Source organism: Streptomyces sp. DH41 (genome assembly GCF_029813785.1).
GTDB lineage: Bacteria > Actinomycetota > Actinomycetes > Streptomycetales > Streptomycetaceae > Streptomyces.
Window position 1 is genome coordinate 61,693 of record NZ_JARVKY010000023.1, and the last position, 17,657, is coordinate 79,349.

The 17,657-nt window shown below is 70.0% G+C and carries 19 protein-coding genes and 1 pseudogene; 7 read left to right on the forward strand and 13 right to left on the reverse strand.

The genetic code is table 11. The annotated features are described in order from the left end of the window. Positions 1–2: 2 nt before the first annotated feature. From ccsB to hemL, 7 genes are all read right to left on the reverse strand, one after another. Positions 3–1,136, reverse strand: coding sequence for a c-type cytochrome biogenesis protein CcsB (gene ccsB, locus QC283_RS30460; protein ID WP_279564953.1), 1,134 nt, complete (start codon positions 1,134–1,136; stop codon positions 3–5). Next, positions 1,133–2,926, reverse strand: a complete 1,794-nt coding sequence (resB, locus tag QC283_RS30465) for a cytochrome c biogenesis protein ResB (protein WP_279564954.1) — start codon at positions 2,924–2,926, stop codon at positions 1,133–1,135. The genes ccsB and resB overlap by 4 nt, the downstream gene beginning before the upstream one ends. A 3-nt stretch (positions 2,927–2,929) precedes the next feature. Continuing rightward, on the reverse strand, positions 2,930–3,700 hold the full coding sequence (locus tag QC283_RS30470) for a cytochrome c biogenesis CcdA family protein (protein WP_279564955.1): 771 nt from the start codon (positions 3,698–3,700) through the stop codon (positions 2,930–2,932). Position 3,701: 1 nt separating this feature from the next. Next, positions 3,702–4,397, reverse strand: coding sequence for a TlpA family protein disulfide reductase (locus tag QC283_RS30475; RefSeq protein ID WP_279564956.1), 696 nt, complete (start codon positions 4,395–4,397; stop codon positions 3,702–3,704). A 66-nt stretch (positions 4,398–4,463) separates the two neighbouring features. Continuing rightward, positions 4,464–5,801 (reverse strand): hypothetical protein, encoded by a 1,338-nt coding sequence (locus QC283_RS30480; RefSeq protein WP_279564957.1) that lies wholly within the window; start codon positions 5,799–5,801, stop codon positions 4,464–4,466. A gap of 190 nt (positions 5,802–5,991) precedes the next feature. Then, positions 5,992–6,681 carry a histidine phosphatase family protein gene (locus tag QC283_RS30485; protein WP_279564958.1) on the reverse strand — a complete coding sequence of 230 codons (690 nt, stop codon included), beginning with the start codon at positions 6,679–6,681 and terminating at the stop codon, positions 5,992–5,994. Then, entirely contained in the window at positions 6,678–7,994 is a 1,317-nt protein-coding gene (gene hemL, locus QC283_RS30490) for a glutamate-1-semialdehyde 2,1-aminomutase (RefSeq protein ID WP_279564959.1), read from the reverse strand. The genes QC283_RS30485 and hemL overlap by 4 nt, the downstream gene beginning before the upstream one ends. 340 nt (positions 7,995–8,334) lie before the next feature. On the opposite strand from hemL, the gene QC283_RS30495 reads away from it, so the two are divergent. From QC283_RS30495 to QC283_RS30510, 4 genes are all read left to right on the forward strand, one after another. Further along, entirely contained in the window at positions 8,335–8,961 is a 627-nt protein-coding gene (locus QC283_RS30495) for a hypothetical protein (RefSeq protein WP_279564960.1), read from the forward strand. A gap of 349 nt (positions 8,962–9,310) precedes the next feature. After that, positions 9,311–10,510, forward strand: a complete 1,200-nt coding sequence (locus tag QC283_RS30500) for a hypothetical protein (protein WP_279564961.1) — start codon at positions 9,311–9,313, stop codon at positions 10,508–10,510. A 10-nt stretch (positions 10,511–10,520) separates the two neighbouring features. After that, a complete protein-coding gene (locus QC283_RS30505; protein WP_279564962.1) occupies positions 10,521–11,108 on the forward strand; it encodes a hemerythrin domain-containing protein in 588 nt (195 codons plus the stop codon). Positions 11,109–11,189: 81 nt separating this feature from the next. After that, positions 11,190–11,441: a hypothetical protein gene (locus QC283_RS30510; protein ID WP_279564963.1), complete on the forward strand. Its 252-nt coding sequence runs from the start codon at positions 11,190–11,192 to the stop codon at positions 11,439–11,441. Between the two features lie 72 nt (positions 11,442–11,513). Here QC283_RS30510 and QC283_RS30515 read toward each other — a convergent pair whose 3' ends face one another. Then, positions 11,514–11,891, reverse strand: a complete 378-nt coding sequence (locus QC283_RS30515) for an STAS domain-containing protein (protein WP_279564964.1) — start codon at positions 11,889–11,891, stop codon at positions 11,514–11,516. A 177-nt stretch (positions 11,892–12,068) separates the two neighbouring features. On the opposite strand from QC283_RS30515, the gene QC283_RS30520 reads away from it, so the two are divergent. Next, complete coding sequence (locus tag QC283_RS30520) at positions 12,069–12,524, forward strand: ATP-binding protein (RefSeq protein ID WP_279565029.1); 456 nt, start codon at positions 12,069–12,071, stop codon at positions 12,522–12,524. 37 nt (positions 12,525–12,561) lie between these two features. Here the strand turns inward: QC283_RS30520 and QC283_RS30525 are convergent, their stop codons facing one another. Next, entirely contained in the window at positions 12,562–12,906 is a 345-nt protein-coding gene (locus tag QC283_RS30525; RefSeq protein ID WP_279564965.1) for an ANTAR domain-containing protein, read from the reverse strand. Between the two features lie 432 nt (positions 12,907–13,338). Between QC283_RS30525 and QC283_RS30530 the strand changes: the two genes are divergently transcribed. Then, positions 13,339–13,566: a DUF5133 domain-containing protein gene (locus tag QC283_RS30530; RefSeq protein WP_279564966.1), complete on the forward strand. Its 228-nt coding sequence runs from the start codon at positions 13,339–13,341 to the stop codon at positions 13,564–13,566. 28 nt (positions 13,567–13,594) lie between these two features. Continuing rightward, positions 13,595–14,047, forward strand: a complete 453-nt coding sequence (locus QC283_RS30535) for a DUF6098 family protein (protein ID WP_279565030.1) — start codon at positions 13,595–13,597, stop codon at positions 14,045–14,047. Between the two features lie 63 nt (positions 14,048–14,110). On the opposite strand, the gene QC283_RS30540 is transcribed toward QC283_RS30535, so the two are convergent. The 4 genes and pseudogenes from QC283_RS30540 to QC283_RS30555 form a co-directional block, all read right to left on the reverse strand. Beyond that, on the reverse strand, positions 14,111–14,644 hold the full coding sequence (locus QC283_RS30540; protein WP_279564967.1) for a hypothetical protein: 534 nt from the start codon (positions 14,642–14,644) through the stop codon (positions 14,111–14,113). 67 nt (positions 14,645–14,711) lie between these two features. After that, positions 14,712–15,322 (reverse strand): annotated as a pseudogene (locus QC283_RS30545) (tyrosine-type recombinase/integrase); the annotation flags it as partial. Positions 15,323–15,393: 71 nt separating this feature from the next. Beyond that, positions 15,394–16,674, reverse strand: coding sequence for an MFS transporter (locus QC283_RS30550; RefSeq protein WP_279564968.1), 1,281 nt, complete (start codon positions 16,672–16,674; stop codon positions 15,394–15,396). A 193-nt stretch (positions 16,675–16,867) separates the two neighbouring features. Next, on the reverse strand, positions 16,868–17,650 hold the full coding sequence (locus QC283_RS30555) for an MBL fold metallo-hydrolase (protein WP_279564969.1): 783 nt from the start codon (positions 17,648–17,650) through the stop codon (positions 16,868–16,870). Between the last annotated feature and the right edge of the window lie 7 nt (positions 17,651–17,657).

Consider the following 17,657-nt stretch of genomic DNA (forward strand, 5'->3'; position numbering starts at 1 on the left):
GTTCAGAAACCGACGGACTGGAGGGCGCCCAGGCCCACGTCCGCGTAGGAGTGCTTGCCGGAGACGAAGATGTTGACGCCGTAGTAGTTGAACAGCCAGCAGGCGAAGGCGGCGAGCGCCAGGTAGGCGGCCTTGCGGCCCTTCCAGCCGGCGGTGGCGCGGGCGTGCAGGTAGCCGGCGTAGGCGACCCAGGTGATGAAGGACCAGGTCTCCTTGGGGTCCCAGCCCCAGTAGCGGCCCCAGGCGTCGCCCGCCCAGATCGCGCCCGCGATGATCGTGAACGTCCACAGCGGGAAGACGGCGGCGTTGACGCGGTAGGCGAACTTGTCGAGGTTGGCGGCCGCGGGCAGCCGGTCCAGGACGGAGTTGGCGAAGCGGCCGGGCTTGCCGCCGGAGGCGAGCTTGTTCTCGAAGCTGTCCTTGAAGAGGTACAGGACCGTGGCCATCGCGCCGACGTAGAACACCGCGCCGCAGAAGATCGCGGTCGAGACGTGGATGTACATCCAGTACGAGTCGAGCGCGGGGACCAGCTGGTCGCTGGCGGTGTACAGGACCTTGACGGCGATACCGAGGTCCAGGATGACCATGGTGATCAGCGGAAGGCCGAGCCAGCGGATGTTCTTCTTCAGTGCGAGCAGCAGGAGGTACACGCCGACGGCGACCGTCGTGAACGTGATGTTGAACTCGTACATGTTGCCCCACGGCGCCCGCTTCACCGACAGGGCGCGGGCGAGCACGCCGCCGGCCTCGAGGGCGAAGCCGAGCACCGTGAGCGAGATGGCGATCCGTCCGTAGAGGTCGCCCTTCTCGGTGCCGCCGTGCGCGCCCGGCCCGTCGGGTACGTCGCGGGTGCCGGTCGCGGCACGCACGACGACCTTGGGCCGCTCCAGTACGGCGGTGCCGCCGGCCTTGTTCACGGTGACGGCCGGGGCGGTCTTCGCCTTGGCGTCGGTGTCGGCGGTCAGCGCGGCGGCCGTACGGCCCACCTTGCTGCGGCTGCCGAAGGTCCACTCGGCGATGTACGCCAGGAAGGCCAACGTGTAGACCGCGATCGCGGAGTAGATCAGCGTGTTGCTGAGGTTCGCGAGGTCCTCGTTGGCCGCGGCGGCCAGATGGGTTGCGGCGGCGAGAGTCATTTCTCAGCCCCTTCGGCAGGTACGACGTGGGTGTCGGGGGAATCGGGGGTGGCGTCGTCGTTCTTCGGTGCGTCGTCGTCGCGGGGCGCGTCGGACGCCTCGGGCGCGTCGGGGGCCTGTTCGTACAGGACACCGGCGAGGTCGCCGAGCTCTTCGGGGAGCTTCGCGGACTCGCTGCGTCCGAGGCCGGCCATCTCCACGACCGTGACCCCGTCGGGGCCCTCGACGGCCCGCACCCAGACGCGGCGGCGCTGGATGAACAGGGAACCGGCGAGGCCCAGGATGGCGGCGACGGCACCGGCGAGCGCCCAGCCGCTGGCGGGCTGCTCCGTGACCTGGAAGCCGGCCCACTCCCGCACGCCGTCGAAGGTGACCGTGCCGGCGCCGTTCGGGAGGGTCATGGTCTCGCCGGGCTTCAGCAGCTTCTTGAACAGCTCGCCGTCGGAGTCCTTGAACTCCTCCAGGTTGGTCTTGTCGAGCTGGTAGATGCTCTTCGGGAAGCCCGCGTCGACGCCGAGGTCGCCGTGGTAGGCGGAGAGCGCGAGCGTCGGGTTGAGCAGCGCCGGGAAGGTCGAGTACATCGCGCTGCCCTCGCCGCCGTAGGTCGGCACGAAGAACGCGTTGAAGCCGAGCTGCTCCTTCTCGCCCTCGGCGTTGCGGTAGCCGTCGCGGACCATGACGGCGCCGGAGGAGGTGACGTTGGAGTCCAGCGGCAGCAGGGCGGTCGCCTCCTTGTCCATGACGACGTTGCCCTTGGCGTCCCGGACGGTGAGGACGGGCGCGTAGCCGTGGCTGACGAGGTAGACCTTCGAGCCGTCGATCTCCAGCGGTTCGTTGACCTCGATGGTGGTCGACTTCTCCCCGCCGTAGGCGCCCTCGCTGTAGTCGACCTTGGCCTCGTAGATGCGCGGGGTGCCGCGGTTGGGTCCGCTCGGCTCGTACGTGCCGTGGAAGTCCTTCAGGCTGAAGCTGAAGGGGGCGAGGTCGTGGTCCGGGTCGAAGAGGTTGCCGGACTTGAAGTCGTCGTACTGGGTGAGCGTGTTGGAGAAGCCGCCGCCCTCCACGATCAGCTTGTTGCCCTCGTACTTGAACAGCTGGCCCCAGGCGAAGGCGATCAGCATCACGATCAGCGCGATGTGGAAGACCAGGTTGCCGGCCTCGCGTACATAGCCCTTCTCGGCGGCGACGGCGTCACCGACGGTGTGGGCGCGGAAGCGGCGCTTCTTCAGCAGGGCGAGCGCGGCCTCACGGACCTGCTCGGGCTCGGCCGCCGTGCGCCAGGTGGTGTACGCGGGCAGCCGGGTCAGGCGCCGGGGCGCGCCGGGCGGACGGCCGCGCAGCTGGCCGACGAACTGCCAGGTGCGCGGGACGATGCAGCCGATGAGGGAGACGAACAGCAGGATGTAGATCGCGGAGAACCACACCGAGCTGTAGACGTGGAAGAGGCCGAGGTTGTCGTAGAGGGGCCCGAGGACGTCGTGGTTCTCGCGGAACTCCTCGACCTTCAGCTCGTCGACACCGCTCTGCGGGATCAGCGAGCCGGGGATCGCGCCCAGCGACAGCAGCAGGAGCAGCAGCAGCGCCACCCGCATCGAGGTGAGCTGCCGCCAGAACCAGCGGAACCAGCCGATGACGCCGAGGGAGGGAAGGTTGGGGGCCTCCTCCTTGGGCGCGGTGGAGAGCTGCGAGCCGGCGGCGCCGAGGTCCTGGTCCTCGCCGGCCGGCGGGGTGTCCCGCGCGGTGCTTTCCGGGGTGCCCGTCGGGGTCTTTCCCGTGGTGGTCTTGCTCATCGGTCAGATCCCTACAGTGAAGCCGTTGGACCAGGTCTGCATGTCCTGCACGATGCTGTCCCATACTCCGGTCAGCAGCAGCAGTCCGGTCGCGATCATCATGACGCCGCCGATCCGCATCACCCACACATAGTGGCGCTTGATCCAGCCGAAGGCGCCGAGCGCCTTGCGGAAGGCGACCGCGGCGAGCACGAAGGGCACGCCGAGGCCGACACAGTAGGCGACGGTCAGTATCGCGCCGCGGCCGGCCGTGCCCTGGTCGGCGGAGAGCGCCAGTACGGACGCGAGGGTCGGGCCGATGCAGGGCGTCCAGCCGATGCCGAACAGCGCGCCCAGCACGGGAGCGCCGATCAGGCCGTTCACGGGCTTCTTGTGGAAGCGGAACTCGCGCTGGGTGAGCCATGGCATCAGGCCCATGAAGAAGACGCCCATGAGGATCATGAGCACGCCCAGCACCTTGGTCAGGACACCCTGACTCTCCTGGAGCGTCTGGCCGAAGTAGCCGAACAGCGCGCCGCTGGAGACGAACACGGCGGTGAAGCCGAGGACGAAGAGCGAGGCGCCCGCGACCATCCGCCCGCGCCGGGCCTCGGCCAGGTCGGTGCCGGTGACCCCGGTCACGTACGACAGGTAGCCGGGGACGAGCGGCAGGACGCAGGGCGAGAAGAAGGAGACGAGGCCGCCGAGCAACGCGATGGGCAGGGCCACCAGCAGGGCGCCGTTGAGCACGGTGCCGTTGGTTCCCGCCGTGGCGAGCGTGGACAGTGCGCTCACGTCACTGCTCCGACTTGGCCGGCTCGCCCGACTCGTCCGTGAGGTACGGGTCGAGCATCTTGCGGAGCTTCTCCTCGCTGAGCGCCTGGAGGGTGCGCGCGGCGACCTTCCCCTCCCGGTCGATGACGAGCGTGGAGGGGATGGCCTGCGGGTTGAGCGTGCCCTTCTCGAAGCGGAGCATCAGCTTGCCGGTCGGGTCGTACAGGCTCGGGTAGCTGACCCCGAACTCCTCCTCGAAGGCGCGGGCCGGACCGGTGGACGTGTCCCGGGTGTTGATGCCGACGAACTGGACGCCCTGGTCCTTGACGTCCTGGTAGACCTTCTCGAAGTTCTTGGCCTCGGCCCGGCAGGGCGGGCACCAGGAACCCCACACGTTGAGGACGACGACCTTGCCCTTGTAGTCGTCGACGTCGAGCTGCCCCCCGTCGACCGTCTTGCCGGACAGGTCGGGGGCGTCGGCCCGCTCCCCCTCCTTGACGGTGGAGATGCCGTCCGCGCCGGTGACGAACCCGGTCTGACCGCCGCCGCCCGAGGTGCCCCCGGAGCCGCAGGCGGTGGCGAGCAGCGCGACCGCGACGGCGCCGGTGGTCAGGGCGACGCGGCGACGAACGCGGCCGGTGGTGCTGGCGGTGGTGCTGGCGCGGTTCGAGCGGTTCGAGAGGTTCGAGCGCAGGGGGGCGCGGCTGGCGGCACTCATGTGAAAAGTTTCGCATGTCCGTTCCGGGGATCTTGCGCACCCCCCTCACGGGCGGAAACCCGCATTTCAGGCGGCGTTCCCCGAGGGCGACGAGGTGCCCGCGCCGGCCTCCCCGAGACCGGTCTCCCCGAGGAGGGCGCTCCATCCGCCGGCCGGCCGCTGCCCCACCTCGACGGTACGGAGCTTGGCGAGCACCTCGGGCTTCTGCACGTCCAGCCAGTCGGTGAACTGACGGAAGGAGACGAGCCGGATGTCCTGGCCGTTCCCCTTCTCCCTCTCCCGCGCGATGTGCTTGAGGGCGTTCTCGACGGCGTCCATGTAGATGCCGCCGTTCCACTCCTCGAAGTGGTTGCCGATGAAGAAGGGTGCCCGGTTCGACGCGTATGCCCGCTTGAAGCCGGATATGTACGACTGAGTGGCCTGCTCGCGCCAGCCCGGGTAGTTGTGGGCGGGCGCCTTGGTCGAGTTGACCGACTGGTTGGCGAGGATGTTGTAGTCCATGGACAGCACCTCGAAGGAGTGGCCGGGGAAAGGTATCTGCTGCAACGGCAGGTCCCAGATCCCGTCCTTCTTCGCCGGCCACACCTGGCGGCCGCCGGGCGAGGAGGCGTCGTAGCGCCAGCCGAGCTCGCGCGCGGTGGGTAGCAGGTCGTCCTGGCCCAGCAGGCAGGGCGTGCGCCCGCCGACGAGTTCCTTGTCGTAGTCGAAGGGCAGCGACGGCAGGTCGGTCCAGCCGGTGTTGGTCCGCCACTCCTTGACGAAGGACTTCGCCTGGTCGATCTCGCTGCGCCACTGCGCCGGCGTCCAGTTGTCGACCGTGCCGCCGCCGCCGCAGAAGTGGCCGTTGAAGTGGGTGCCGATCTCGTGGCCGTCCAGCCAGGCCCGGCGGACGCCCGCGAGCGTGTCCTTGATGTGGGCGTCGGTGAGGTAGCCGATGTCGGAGGCGCCGCGCGGGTTGTTCGGCGGGTCGTAGAGGCGCTTCTTCGACTCGGGCAGCAGATACAGGCCCGAGAGGAAGAAGGTCATGTGCGCACCGTGCTCCCTGGCCAGGTCGAGGAAGCGCGGGAAGAGTCCGTTGCCGACCTCTCCCGCGCCGTCCCAGGAGAAGACGACGAACTGCGGCGGGGTCTGACCCGGCTCCAGCGGCACGGGCGCGTCCGGCTGGTGCGGCTGCTTGCCGGTGTACGACGTGGAGCCGTCCCCGATGGGCCGGGCGGGGGCCTTGCCGCTGCCGGAGGGCGAGGGCTCTCCGGAACCGCCGGCCTGGTGGGATCCGTCCGCCGATGAGCCGGATCCGGAGCCTGAGCCGGATCCCGTACCGCAGCCCGCGAGCCCGGCCGCCGCGGCGCCCGCGCCGAGTCCGAGCATCCCCCTGCGGGTGAGAGTGCGGGTGGAAGTGCGCATCGCAACCTCGTTCGTCGCGTCCTTGGGTGGTCACCCGGTCAGAGGACGCGACGAACGTGCGGGTTCCGGAAATTTGTGCGGATTCAGTGACGAGCGCCGCATACGGCCGGTTGCGTGGCCGTATGCGGCGCTCGTCAGGGCAAAGTGGCGTGGCCGTCAGACCGAAGCGGCCGTCAGACCGAAGCGGCCGTCAGGCCCCGTAGGCCTTGCCCTGTCCCTTGGCCGGCCTCGCTCCCGCGAGAAGGTGGGCCGGGACGAGGTCCCGGGCGGGTTCCGTGTAGCCGACGGAGACGATCCGGTCGCCCCGGTACGTGAACGTCGTCAGCGAGGCCAGCGTGCACTGCCGCTTGCGCGGGTCGTGCCACAGCCGGCGCCGCTCGACGTACGACCGCAGGGTCCAGATCGGCAGCTGATGGCTGACGACGACGGCCTCGTGCCCGCGGGCCCGGTCCTTCGCGGCGTCCAGCGCGCCCATCATGCGCACGACCTGGTCGACGTACGGCTCACCCCAGGACGGCTTGAACGGGTTGACCACGTGCCTCCAGTTGGCGGGCCGGCGCAGAGCCCCGTCGCCGATGCCGAAGGTCTTGCCCTGGAAGACGTTGCCGGCCTCGATGAGCCGCGCGTCGGTGCCGAGGTCGAGTCCGTGCGCCTTGGCGATCGGCGTCGCCGTCTCCTGCGCCCGCTCCAGCGGGGAGGCCACGACGTACGTCACGTCACGCGGGGCGAGGTGCTCGGCGACCCGGTCGGCCATGCGGCGGCCCAGCTCCGAGAGGTGGTAGCCGGGCAGGCGGCCGTAGAGGACACCGGTGGGGTTCTCCACCTCGCCGTGCCGCATGACGTGGACGACGGTCAGCTCCTGATCGGTGTCGTGGCTCATGCGGTCGCCTCCGCGGCCGCGCGGGCCGCCGCCGGGAGCGCGTCGGCGATCCGCTGGACAGCCCGCTCGTCGTGGGCGGTGGACACGAACCAGGACTCGAAGGAGGACGGCGGCAGGTAGACGCCGTTCTCCAGCAGCGAGTGGAAGAAGGCGGTGAAGCGGAAGGACTCCTGCGCCTTGGCCTCCTCGTAGTTGGTGACCGGCCGGTCGGTGAAGAACACGGAGAACATGTTGGAGGCGGTCTGCAGCGTGTGCGCGACACCCTCCTTGTTCAGCGCCTCGGTGACGAGCCCCTGAATCCGCTCCGACACGGCGTCGACCTTGGCGTACGCGGCGTCGTCGAGCAGCCGCAGCTGGGCGAGCCCGGCGGCGGTGGCGACGGGGTTGCCGGAGAGGGTGCCGGCCTGGTAGACGGGCCCGGCGGGGGCGAGGTGCGCCATGACGTCCGCACGCCCGCCGAAGGCCGCGGCCGGGAACCCACCGCCCATGACCTTCCCGAAGGTCATCAGGTCGGGAGCGACGCCCTCGACGCCGTACCACCCGGCACGGCTGGTCCTGAACCCGGTCATGACCTCGTCCGAGACGAACAGCGCACCGTGGGCGGCGCACGCGTCCTTCAGCCCCTGGTTGAACCCGGGCAGCGGCGGCACGACGCCCATGTTGCCGGGCGAGGCCTCCGTGATCACGCAGGCGATCTCACCGGGGTGGGCGGCGAACGCGGCGTGCACGGCGTCGATGTCGTTGTACGGCAGCACGATCGTGTCGCTCGCCTGGGCACCGGTGACGCCGGGGGTGTCGGGCAGCGCGAAGGTGGCGACGCCGGAGCCCGCCGCGGCGAGCAGCGAGTCGACGTGCCCGTGGTAGCACCCGGCGAACTTGATCACCTTGGTCCGCCGGGTGAACCCGCGGGCGAGCCGGATGGCCGACATGGTGGCCTCGGTCCCGCTGGACACCAGCCGCACCTGCTCCAGCGGGGCGACCCGCTCGACCATGGCCTCCGCGAGGGCGACCTCGCCCTCGGCGGGCGTGCCGAACGACGTCCCGCGCGCGACCGCTTCCTGCACGGCGGCGATCACCTCGGGGCGGGCGTGCCCGAGGATCATCGGCCCCCAGGAACAGACCAGGTCGACGTACTCCCGCCCGTCGGCGTCGGTCAGGTACGGCCCGGTGCCGGACACCATGAACCGGGGCGTGCCGCCCACGGCGCGGAAGGCCCGCACCGGGGAGTTCACGCCGCCCGGCGTGACGACCGACGCACGGTCGAACAGAGCCTGCGAGGCCGGTGCTTCGTATGGATATGTCAGTTCGCTCATGACCTGCGACTTCTCCGACCTTCTCGACCTTCTCCGACGTATCGGACTCTGCTCGGCCCCTGCGCGGCCCCTGCGCGGCCCCCGCGCGGCCTCTGGTTGCCCAGGGTGACCTCATCAGGGTAGACAACCCGCCCGATCGCTGTGCCGTCTGCCAGACTGGGGACCCATCCACGCAGCTCACACGGGAGGCGCGGAAAGGGGCTGCCGGCGGCCTGCGGACATATGACGGACATATGTTTCACCGCACGTTTCGGCGAGCGGCCGTGGGGGAGGTCACTGACACGATGATCGGGTTGCGCGGCGGGGGCCACGCGTCCTAGAAAAGCAGTCGGGTGGAGATATGCATCGCGGTGGCGGACTGGGCGAGGGGACCGACGACCTGGGTCCTCGACGTGCCCGGCGGGGAAGGCACCGACGCGAGGCGGCGGAATCGACCGAAGCACGTCAGGCACACGGCACACCCGGCGAACCCGACCGGTTCGCGGAGCGGGCCGACCGGCTGGGGGCGGGGAGCGGGAAGGGTGGTCGGGTGGGGGTGACCTACAAGTACTTCGGCGCGCCCGACGGCGCGACCGCGGCCCGCGTCCCGATCTCGATGCGCCCCGAGGAGCTCGGCGGCGACGAGCTCGGGATGAACGGCATGTTCACCAAGATCAAGCCGGAGACCATGGCCGCCATGGTCCTCACCGGCATCGAGGGCGTGCCCCTGCACAAGGTCCCGCCACTGGAGCTGGTCGTCCTGCACCCCGACTACGCGGTCGTGAAACTCCCGATGACCGTGGTCGACCCCCTGCGCGGCATCGGCGAGGAGGCGGTCGGCGCGGCGGCCTTCATATGGTCCACGGTCCCGGACCGGGGCGGCCCGCGGGACGCGTTCAACGTGTACCAGTTGCTGCACGAGTGGCAGGACTTCAGCCACCGGCTGCATGAGGCGGGGCATCAGCCGTACTGCCTGGTGTGGCCCTGAGCTGGGGTTTCTCAGGGGTCGGGCGGGGTCTTCGGGCCTCGCCCTTTTGCCTGGGGAGGGGCCGTCGGGCGGCCAGGGCACATTGAGGGCACATTGGTTTCGCCGGGGGGGCGGTGGTGATGTGCCCCGGGTGGCCGACGGCGCCATCGCCTGTCGCCGGACGCTCGCCGATGAGCACGGCATCACCCGCTCGGTTGGCCCACCAGAGGGGACCCTGCCGCCTGCGGGCGCGTGCGGTGGCTGGAAGTCGCCCGTCGTGAACAGACTGAGGACCACGTCTGTGCTCGTCGCCTGAAACGGGGTACTCCGGCGGCGCGCGGATCCCCCTCGTCATCAGGAGGCACGGCCCATGACGTTCAATCCGTTGGAGCAGCGGGGTATCCCGCTGGACCGCCAGGTGCGCAACTGGCGTGAGCTGAACGTGGATCCGATCGACCCGGACCACTGCGACCCGTACACCCGTTGCCGGATCATCACGATGAACGGCATCGAGGTCGAGGCGATCCTGTTCAGCCACCAGCTCGCCCGGCACACGGTCGATCCCGAGGTCAAGCGGCAGCTGGCGCGGGTCCGCTACATCGAGGCGCAGCAGCAGAAGGTCGTGAACTGGCTGCTGCCGGGTGTCTCTTCGGTGCTGGAGACGACGATCGCGTACGAGCAGGTCGCGGTGGACCTGACGGCGTGGGTGGCGCGGATGGAGCCGGACCCGTACCTGAAGCAGGCGTACCAGTTCGGTGTGCTGGAGGACTTCGACCACCTGTACCGGTACGCGAACCTGTACGAGATGATCGAGCACCGCAAGGCGGAGTCGATCGTCGACGGCCTGACCGAGGTCATGCCGGGAAGGCCCACCCGGTTCCACCACCGCAATCCGGTGGACAACGTCCGCGACCCGTACGCCAAGGACGAGACGAACCCGCTCTCCAAGCTGCACGCGCTGACGATCATGTCGGCGGAGCAGCAGACCATGAACTTCTACATGAACACCGGCCCCACCTACATGGAGCCGATCGCCCGTCAGCTCTACCAGGAGATCGGGCTGATCGAGGAGGAGCACGTCACCCACTACGAGTCGCTCGTCGACCCCGGCGAGACGTGGTGGGAGCAGCTGGTCAACCACGAGTACAACGAGTGCTACCTCTACCACTCCTTCATGGAGCAGGAGAGCGACCCCAAGGTCAAGGCGATCTGGGAGCTGCACCTGAACATGGAGCTGGAGCACCTGCACGCCGCCTGCGACCTGATGCGCCGCCACGACGGCCGCGACCCCGCCTCCGTGCTCGCGCCCGAGCTGCCCAACGTGCTCACCTTCGAGCCGAACAAGGGCTACCTGCGCGAGCTGCTGGACACCCAGATGGACCTCACGACGCTCGGCGCGGGCTACGTCCGCGAGGCGCACGAGCGGTTCGAGCAGATGCAGGAGCAGATCCACGGCGGGGAGGCACCGCCGAGCGACCGGGTCATGACCGAGCACGATGAGATGTTCGGCCGTGAGTACCGCGTCCAGACCGAGGGCGAGCACCCCGACCCCTCCCAGCGCGAGAAGTAGGGAGACCGGGATGTCCGAGCTGCACACCCCGCACGCCGGGGACGACATGGCCAAGGACGACGACGTCGTCTCCCTGCTGATGCGCCAGCACGGCGACATCCGCAACCTCTTCGACGAGGTCGAGGCCAGCACGGGCGAGGAACGCCGGGATGCCTTCCGGCGGCTGGTGCGCCTGTTGGCGGTGCACGAGACGGCCGAGGAGGAGGTCGTCCACCCCTTCGCACGCAAGGGCTTCCCCGGCGGCGAGCAGGTCGTGAAGGAACGTCTCGCCGAGGAGAAGGCGGCCAAGGAGACCCTGGCCGCCCTCGACGAGCTGGACACCGACGACCCCAAGTTCATGCCCCAGCTGCTCAAGCTGCGCAAGGACGTCCAGGAGCACGCGCGGGCCGAGGAACGCTACGAGTTCACCCACATCCGCCGCAGCACCGACGCCGCCAACCTCGCCGCGATGGCCAAGGCCATCAAGGCCGCCGAGGCCATGGCACCCACCCGGCCCCACCCGGGCGTCGAGTCCGGGGCGAAGAACATGGCCCTCGGACCCGTCGCCGCCCTCATGGACCGCACCAAGGACACCGTCCGCAAAGCCATGGGCAAGTAGGTCCGAAACAGTCACGTCCCGGGCCGGGCTCACGGGCCCGGGACGCGCGGTCCGAGGCCGGCACCATCAAGGGGAGAGCGTATGAAGATCGACGAGGCCCTGATCAGGGAGCTCCTGGACGCTCCGTCGGACGACACCGTCCTGGCGCTCCTGGAGGGCCGTGCTCAGGTAGTCGAGCAGGCTGCCCTCAACAGTGAGCAGTACCACGGAGCAGCCGTACTCATTTCCCGCGCAGAGCTCGTGGAGCGGCTTGGCACACCGTCACCCGCCGAGGAGGAGGTCACGCGCGTGTCGGCGTCCTTGCAGGACGCCGTCGACAAACTCGGCGCCTGACTCCACCCCGCGCCACCGCGGCATACGTGCACCGCCCCTGGGCTGAACGCGATACTCCCGCGTCCGACGACGTCAGTCGCGGAGCGCCTGGCGGAGCGTTTCGCGGCAGTCGATCACGGCGTCGACACCCACGAGGCTCAGCGTGCGCATCACCGCCTCGCCGGGCGCGGCCAGACGCAGCCAACCGCCGGCCTCACTGACCGTACGGTGAGCGGCAATGAAGACGTTGATGCCACTGGAGTCCATGAAGGTGACCTGACGCAGGTCGACCACGATCCGGGGGCGGGGGGTATCGCAGGCGTCCAGGGCCTGGCGGAGCATGTCGCCGGAGTCGTGATCGATCTCTCCGGCCAGTGACACCACGTGGATGCCGTCGGTGGCCGTAGCCACGACCGACAACCGGCCAGACTTCTCGGCACGTTCAGTACCCGTCTTCTTCCCCTCGACCATGCCAGTGATCCTGGCACACCCAAACCCTGCACAGGCGTCGCCCGGCGCGACAGAGGCCGCTTCGAGGCGTGGCGTAGGCGACAGGACTCGGGTGGTATGGCTGGCGGCAACCCGGGTATAGGGCGAGAAGTGTGAACGGGGGCGCAAATGAGGGCAGGCGTGGCGGGACCACATTCGCTGCCGGAAGACGAGACAGCGCTGGACGGCCGATCGGCCCATTTCACCGTGTCGCTGAACGGCGACGGACCGTGCATCGCCCAAGCCCGTCACAAGGCCGCGGCCTTCCTTGTCCAGGCACGGGCCGAGCACGATCTGCCGGTGTCGCAGCGGGTCACGGACCTCACGCAGTTGGTGGTCAGCGAACTGGTCACCAACGCCCGCAAGTACGCACCGGGCCCGATACTGATGACCCTGCGCATCACGGGGGAGACGGTGGAGGTCTCGGTGTGGGACTCCGACCCGGTACTGCCGGTGGCCCGCGCCGCAGACGCCGGCCGGGTGGGACAGCACGGTCTGGAGATCGTCATGGCCGTCGCCCAGAGTTTCGAGGCGCGGCGCGAGCCGGACGGCAAACGCATCAGCGTCGGCGTAGCCCTCCTGGACGCACCCGGCCTCGGAAGCGCTGCCGCCTGACACTGCCCCTCGTACGGGTCGCGGCCGGCCACCTGCATCAGGGACCGGGGCGTGGGCCGGTGTGGCGGGCCAGGGCCGCGTGCAGCTCTCCGAGCAGAACGGCAGGCAGAGCCGCACCCTGTGCGTGCTTGAGGAGGTACTCAGCCACGACGGAGAGTCTGACGTTGGTGTGCTGGGAGATTTCCCGTAGGACCGTGAACCCGTCACTGGGGCTGATCTGGCCCAGGACGGTCAGGACGCCGATGGCCCGGTCGACCAGGGCGTGGGAGGCGAGGGCCTGCTTGAGCTGTCTGTTCTCCGCCCGCACCCGCTGCAGTTCCTGCACCAGCTCATCGGTCGTTGTCGGCAGCGACTGTGGACTGGGATGCGTGGAAGAGGTCATGGCGCTCACCGGTGTGTGCAGCGGGCAGAGGCTTTCTTACGCCTGCCCCGGTTTCGTACCAGCATCCAGCCGACCGGAGCATGTCACAACCTGTGATCACGCATCCCTGTGCCGGGAGGCGGATGACCGCTCACGCCGGGTCGGCGTGCCGCTTCAGCGGCGGTGAAGTCAGCGCCGAGGCAAGCGTCCGCCTGCCGGTGATCGACGGTCACGACCTGGTCGGCATGGTCGCCCAGGCCGACGTCGCCCCGCTCCCTGCCCGACCCCAAGGTGGGCGACCTGCTCCAGGCCCTGTCCACCGACTGAGCCGGACACTGGCCCCTACTGACCTCTGGCCGCCAGTGCGGGAACGCACCGGAATGGCGGCCGGGGACCGGGGCACACGGGTCGGTGTATGACCCACGTGAGCGATGGTGACAAGGGAGGCTCCCGATGCTCTTGGCACACCCCGTCGTGCTGAAGAACCTCATCGAGCAGTACGAGACGCTGCGTGCCCTGCACGCCGAAGACGGCACCGAGGAGGCGCGCCGGCGTATGGAAGACGTCGCTTACACGCTGTGCGTGTCGACCGGGACCCGCGATGTCGACACCGCCCTCGTTGCCGCCCGCCACCAGCTGCCCGGAGCACGTGCCGAAGACGACTCCCTTCTGGCTACGTGACTGCCCCCGGCATCGCCCCGCCAGAATGATGACCAAGACCGTCGACCTGCCGACGTTCAGCAGCCTCGATGAGCTCACCCGGCTCATCACCCACCGTCGCGGCCTCTACGTACGCTGGTCCCACGGGCCGGAGCGCGACCTGCCGAAGACGAGCAGTACGGACGATCTGACGGGCATCGAGCTGCCGGGCCTGTCGGCCAGCCCGCTGGACCTTGAGGACTGGTGGGGCGAGCGCCCCGTACGCATCTGGGTCGCCCGCCGACTGTACGACTACTGCCACCTGCCCCGCGTGAAAGACGCCCGCACCCGCCCCTGGGTCCTGCACGGCACGGAGGCGGCACGCGGTCCGGACAACGAGCCACTGGTCACGGAGATCCAACCCCTCGGCTGGATCGCCGACCAGGTGATCGTGGAAGCCTCCCGCATCATCACCGAACAGCCCGGGCGCTGGGGCCCACTCGACCGAGACGAACCCCTGTGAAGGTGCCCGCATCCGTGGAGCCGTCACCGAGACGGCACGACCGACAGTGATTCTCGGGCGGCGCTACCGCCCCTGGGCTTGGTCGCGTGGCACGGGACCCATGGCCGCCTGTCGGCCGGCGCCAACCGACGCATGGCGCTGTCCCGGACCTAGGCCCGATCTTGAAGCCAGGGCGTCGGCGACGGCGCCGGTCGCGAAGGCGTACACCGCCTTGTGCAGCAGGTCGACGACCAGTTCGCCGCGCGGCCAGGTCTGAGGCGGGGCGCCGACACCGGTGACGTTCTCGAGGATCTGGTCGCTGGTGACCCGGACCACGGCGAACTTCCCCGACGACCAGGGCCCGCGCAGCCCGGCGTGCGCCATCACCGACCGCAACACGCCGAGGAGGGCGCCCTGCCCCACGTGCATGGTCAGGTTCAGCGGCACAGGCTGACGGCCGGGATACTCCCGCATGCCGGTGAGGCGTTCCAGGGTGCGGGCGGGCACATGGGAGTCACGGCGGCCGGTCAGCCGTTGCTCCGCCTTCTCGCCGAGCGTCATCACCAGTACCCCGGTCGTGCCGGCCACCAGTCCCTGCCACAGCGCGCGCTTCATCATGCCGAGGCGAGTACCCAGGCTCTGCGAACCATCTGCCAATGCCCCTCGCCGTGTGCTGGGGTTCCCGTCAGGCAACCAAGGCCCATCGAGGACACCTCTGCCTGCCAGGGGTTGTGATGCTCTGGGTGGCGGGTGGGTCGCCGTTGCCCTCCACCCCGGACGCTGTGAAGGCTTCGTCGATCACCTTGCGAGTGCGGGTCTCGCTGGACGGCAGAAGGTGCGTGCACGTCCGGAGCGTGAAGCCGGGGTCCGAGTGGCCAAGGTATTCGGAGAGCGCCTTGATGCTCTCCCCCGCGTCCAGGAGCACGGAGGCGTACGCGTGCCGAAGGGCGTGCATACGTCCTCCGGGGCCGCCTGGAGGTACCTCGCCCCGCGCTCGCGGGGAGGGATCACGCCGGCGGCGGCCAGGGCTCGCTTCCAGGCGCCCATGTTGAAGACGCTGCGGTTGTACGCCCGGCCCTTCTCGTCGACGAAGAGCAATCGGAAGGGTTTGGGCTCGCCGTCGGGCTTTGTCCAGGGCAGCGTGACCGCTGCGGGCGGGAATCGCCTCATGTGGGCCTTGAGGGCAGCGGCCAGCTGGGCCGACAGCGGCACTGACCGGATCCGGTTGCCCTTGGGCAGAGCGAAAACCGGCTTCGTGCCGACGAGCCGCACCTGGCGTTTGATGTGGATGGATCCTTGTCTGCATCGCTGCCCACATCAAGGCTCCGCAGGCACTAAAGCGAGGGGCAAATGGCTCCCCACAGCAGTCACCGCTTGCGGGCGGTGGCGATGATGGCGGGCAGCAGAGCGAAGGCGAGGGCCGCGCCGGTGATGGCGAGGACGGGGTAGCCGGCGGCGGCGACGACGGGGCCGGAGGCCATGCCGCCGGCGGCGCCGGCGATGGCTACGGCGACGTCGACGAGTCCCTGGGTCTTGGCGCGGGTGGTCAGGGGGACGGCGTCGGTGACGATGGCGGTGCCGCTGACCAGGCCGAAGTTCCAGCCCAGGCCGAGCAGGACGAGGGCCAGGGCGAGCAGGGCGACGGAGCCGTCCGGGGCGGTGGCGGCGAGGATGCCGGAGGCCAGGAGTGTGAGGGCGGCCCAGACGGCGATGGGTGCGGGTCCGAAGCGGTCGACGAGCCGGCCGGTCAGCGGGGAGGGCAGGTACATGGCGCCGACGTGCAGGGCGATGACGATGCCGGAGGCGGCGGTGCCGTGGCCGTGGGCGCGCATGTGGACGGGGGTCATCGTCATGACCGCCACCATGACGATCTGGGTGAGGACCAGGACCAGGACGCCCAGAGAAAGGCTGGGCCTGCGGGGTGCGGTCACGAATGCCCGGGATGCGCTGGTCTGCTGCGTCGCGTCGGCGCCGGCGCCGGCGTGAAGGGTACGGGCGATCAGGAGGGGATCGGGGCGCAGCCAGATCATCAGGACGAGGGCGGACAGGGTGAAGGCCGCGGTGGCGATGACGAAGAGGCCGGTGAGGCTGGGCAGGCCGAGGGCCACTGCCAGGGTGCCGGTGGGGCCGGCGAGGGCGGGGCCGGCCACGCCGCCCAGGGTGGTGGCGACCAGGACGGTGGATATGGCGCGGGCGCGGTGGGCCGGTGCGGCGAGGTCGGCTCCGGCGTAGCGGGCCTGGAGGTTGACGGCGGTGCCGGCGCCGTAGAGGAACAGGGCGACGAAGAGCAGGGCGGGGCTGTCGGTGGCGGCGGCGGTGATGACGCCGGTGGCGCCGAGTGCGCCGACGAGGTAGCCGGTGGCCAGTCCGGGGCGGCGGCCGCGGGCCTGGGAGAGGCGGCCGACGGCGATGGCGGCCAGCGCGGAGCCCGCGGTGAGCAGGCCGCTGCTCAGGCCGGCCAGGGCGGTGGAGTGGAGCATGTCCTGCACGAGCAGGGCGGCGACGGTGGTGCCCGCGGCGAGTCCGAGACCGCTGAGGATCTGGGAGGCGAACAGCACGGTCAGAACGCGCTTTTGCGTACGGGTGTTCACCGGGCCGGTGTCGGAGGCGGTCAGCGGCGGGGAGGGGGTGGTCGTGTGGCGGGGCATTGCTGATCCAGGAGAAGAAGGCCCATAGATGAGCGTGGCGGGAGGGAAACCGACTGCTTCGGGACGTGGGCGGGGAAGCAGGGCTGTCCCGTTCACGCGCGCCTGCATGAGAGGGCGGGTAGGGCGTTCGTGGCCTGTGGGGGTGCCCGGCGAACCGGGCACCCCCACAGGAAGTGAACAAGGCCGGTCGAGCTCAGCTCAGCTGCAGGCGGTCGGCCAGACCTGCGGCGGCGAAGGCCGCCTCCAGTTCGTCACGGCCCTCGGTGAAGTGCGACCAGCTGTCGAAGTGGACGGGCACCACGCGGCGGGCGTCGAGGATCTGGGTGGCCTCGGCGGCCTGGGCGCTGTCGAGGACGATCAGCCCGCCGTCGAAGATCTCGGCGAAGCGGGGTGCGCCGGCGAAGAGGATCGCGGTGTCGATGGGGGCGAAGCGTTCGGCGATCTCCCTGACGGCGTCGAGGGAGGCGTTGTCGCCGCTGACGTAGACCGTGGGCAGGTCCTCGCCGGTCAGGACGAAGCCGATGACCTGCCCGGCGATCGGCTCGACTTCTTCGCGGGTGCCGGGGCCGTGGATGGCGGGGACGGCGGTCACCGTGAGCGTGCCGCCGCCAGGGCGGTCCAGCTCGATGGACTCCCAGTCGGCAAGACCAGTGGCCTTGTGGCCGAGGCGTTCACCGCCGCCGGTGGTGGTGAGGGTGAGCGGGATGTCGGCGAGCAGGGCGCGGCCGGCGTTGTCGAGGTTGTCGTCGTGCTCGTCGTGGGAGAGCAGGACGACGTCGACGGGGCCGAGGCCGGCGGGGGTGCCGGTGGAGGTGGCGGTCTTGGTCAGGGCCGGGGCGCCGGGAGGGGCGGGGTAGGTGCAGGGGGCGTCGAAGGTGGGGTCGGTCAGAAAGCGCAGGCCGCCGTACTCGAACAGGGCCGTGGGGCCGCCGAAGACACGGACGGGGAACTGCGTGGACGCAGGGGAGACAGACACGAAATCC

What these genes read in the sequence shown, in the direction of transcription:
- QC283_RS30480 (WP_279564957.1), bottom strand. Translation starts at nt 5,801, where the DNA reads ATGCGCACTTCCACCCGCACTCTCACCCGCAGGGGGATGCTCGGACTC.
- QC283_RS30515 (WP_279564964.1), bottom strand. Translation starts at nt 11,891, where the DNA reads ATGGTCGAGGGGAAGAAGACGGGTACTGAACGTGCCGAGAAGTCTGGC.
- QC283_RS30505 (WP_279564962.1), top strand. Translation starts at nt 10,521, where the DNA reads ATGTCCGAGCTGCACACCCCGCACGCCGGGGACGACATGGCCAAGGAC.
- QC283_RS30540 (WP_279564967.1), bottom strand. Translation starts at nt 14,644, where the DNA reads ATGATGAAGCGCGCGCTGTGGCAGGGACTGGTGGCCGGCACGACCGGG.
- QC283_RS30550 (WP_279564968.1), bottom strand. Translation starts at nt 16,674, where the DNA reads ATGCCCCGCCACACGACCACCCCCTCCCCGCCGCTGACCGCCTCCGAC.
- QC283_RS30530 (WP_279564966.1), top strand. Translation starts at nt 13,339, where the DNA reads ATGCTCTTGGCACACCCCGTCGTGCTGAAGAACCTCATCGAGCAGTAC.
- QC283_RS30510 (WP_279564963.1), top strand. Translation starts at nt 11,190, where the DNA reads ATGAAGATCGACGAGGCCCTGATCAGGGAGCTCCTGGACGCTCCGTCG.
- QC283_RS30485 (WP_279564958.1), bottom strand. Translation starts at nt 6,681, where the DNA reads ATGAGCCACGACACCGATCAGGAGCTGACCGTCGTCCACGTCATGCGG.
- ccsB (WP_279564953.1), bottom strand. Translation starts at nt 1,136, where the DNA reads ATGACTCTCGCCGCCGCAACCCATCTGGCCGCCGCGGCCAACGAGGAC.
- QC283_RS30495 (WP_279564960.1), top strand. Translation starts at nt 8,335, where the DNA reads ATGCATCGCGGTGGCGGACTGGGCGAGGGGACCGACGACCTGGGTCCT.
- QC283_RS30500 (WP_279564961.1), top strand. Translation starts at nt 9,311, where the DNA reads ATGACGTTCAATCCGTTGGAGCAGCGGGGTATCCCGCTGGACCGCCAG.
- QC283_RS30525 (WP_279564965.1), bottom strand. Translation starts at nt 12,906, where the DNA reads ATGACCTCTTCCACGCATCCCAGTCCACAGTCGCTGCCGACAACGACC.
- QC283_RS30475 (WP_279564956.1), bottom strand. Translation starts at nt 4,397, where the DNA reads ATGAGTGCCGCCAGCCGCGCCCCCCTGCGCTCGAACCTCTCGAACCGC.
- resB (WP_279564954.1), bottom strand. Translation starts at nt 2,926, where the DNA reads ATGAGCAAGACCACCACGGGAAAGACCCCGACGGGCACCCCGGAAAGC.
- hemL (WP_279564959.1), bottom strand. Translation starts at nt 7,994, where the DNA reads ATGAGCGAACTGACATATCCATACGAAGCACCGGCCTCGCAGGCTCTG.
- QC283_RS30535 (WP_279565030.1), top strand. Translation starts at nt 13,595, where the DNA reads ATGACCAAGACCGTCGACCTGCCGACGTTCAGCAGCCTCGATGAGCTC.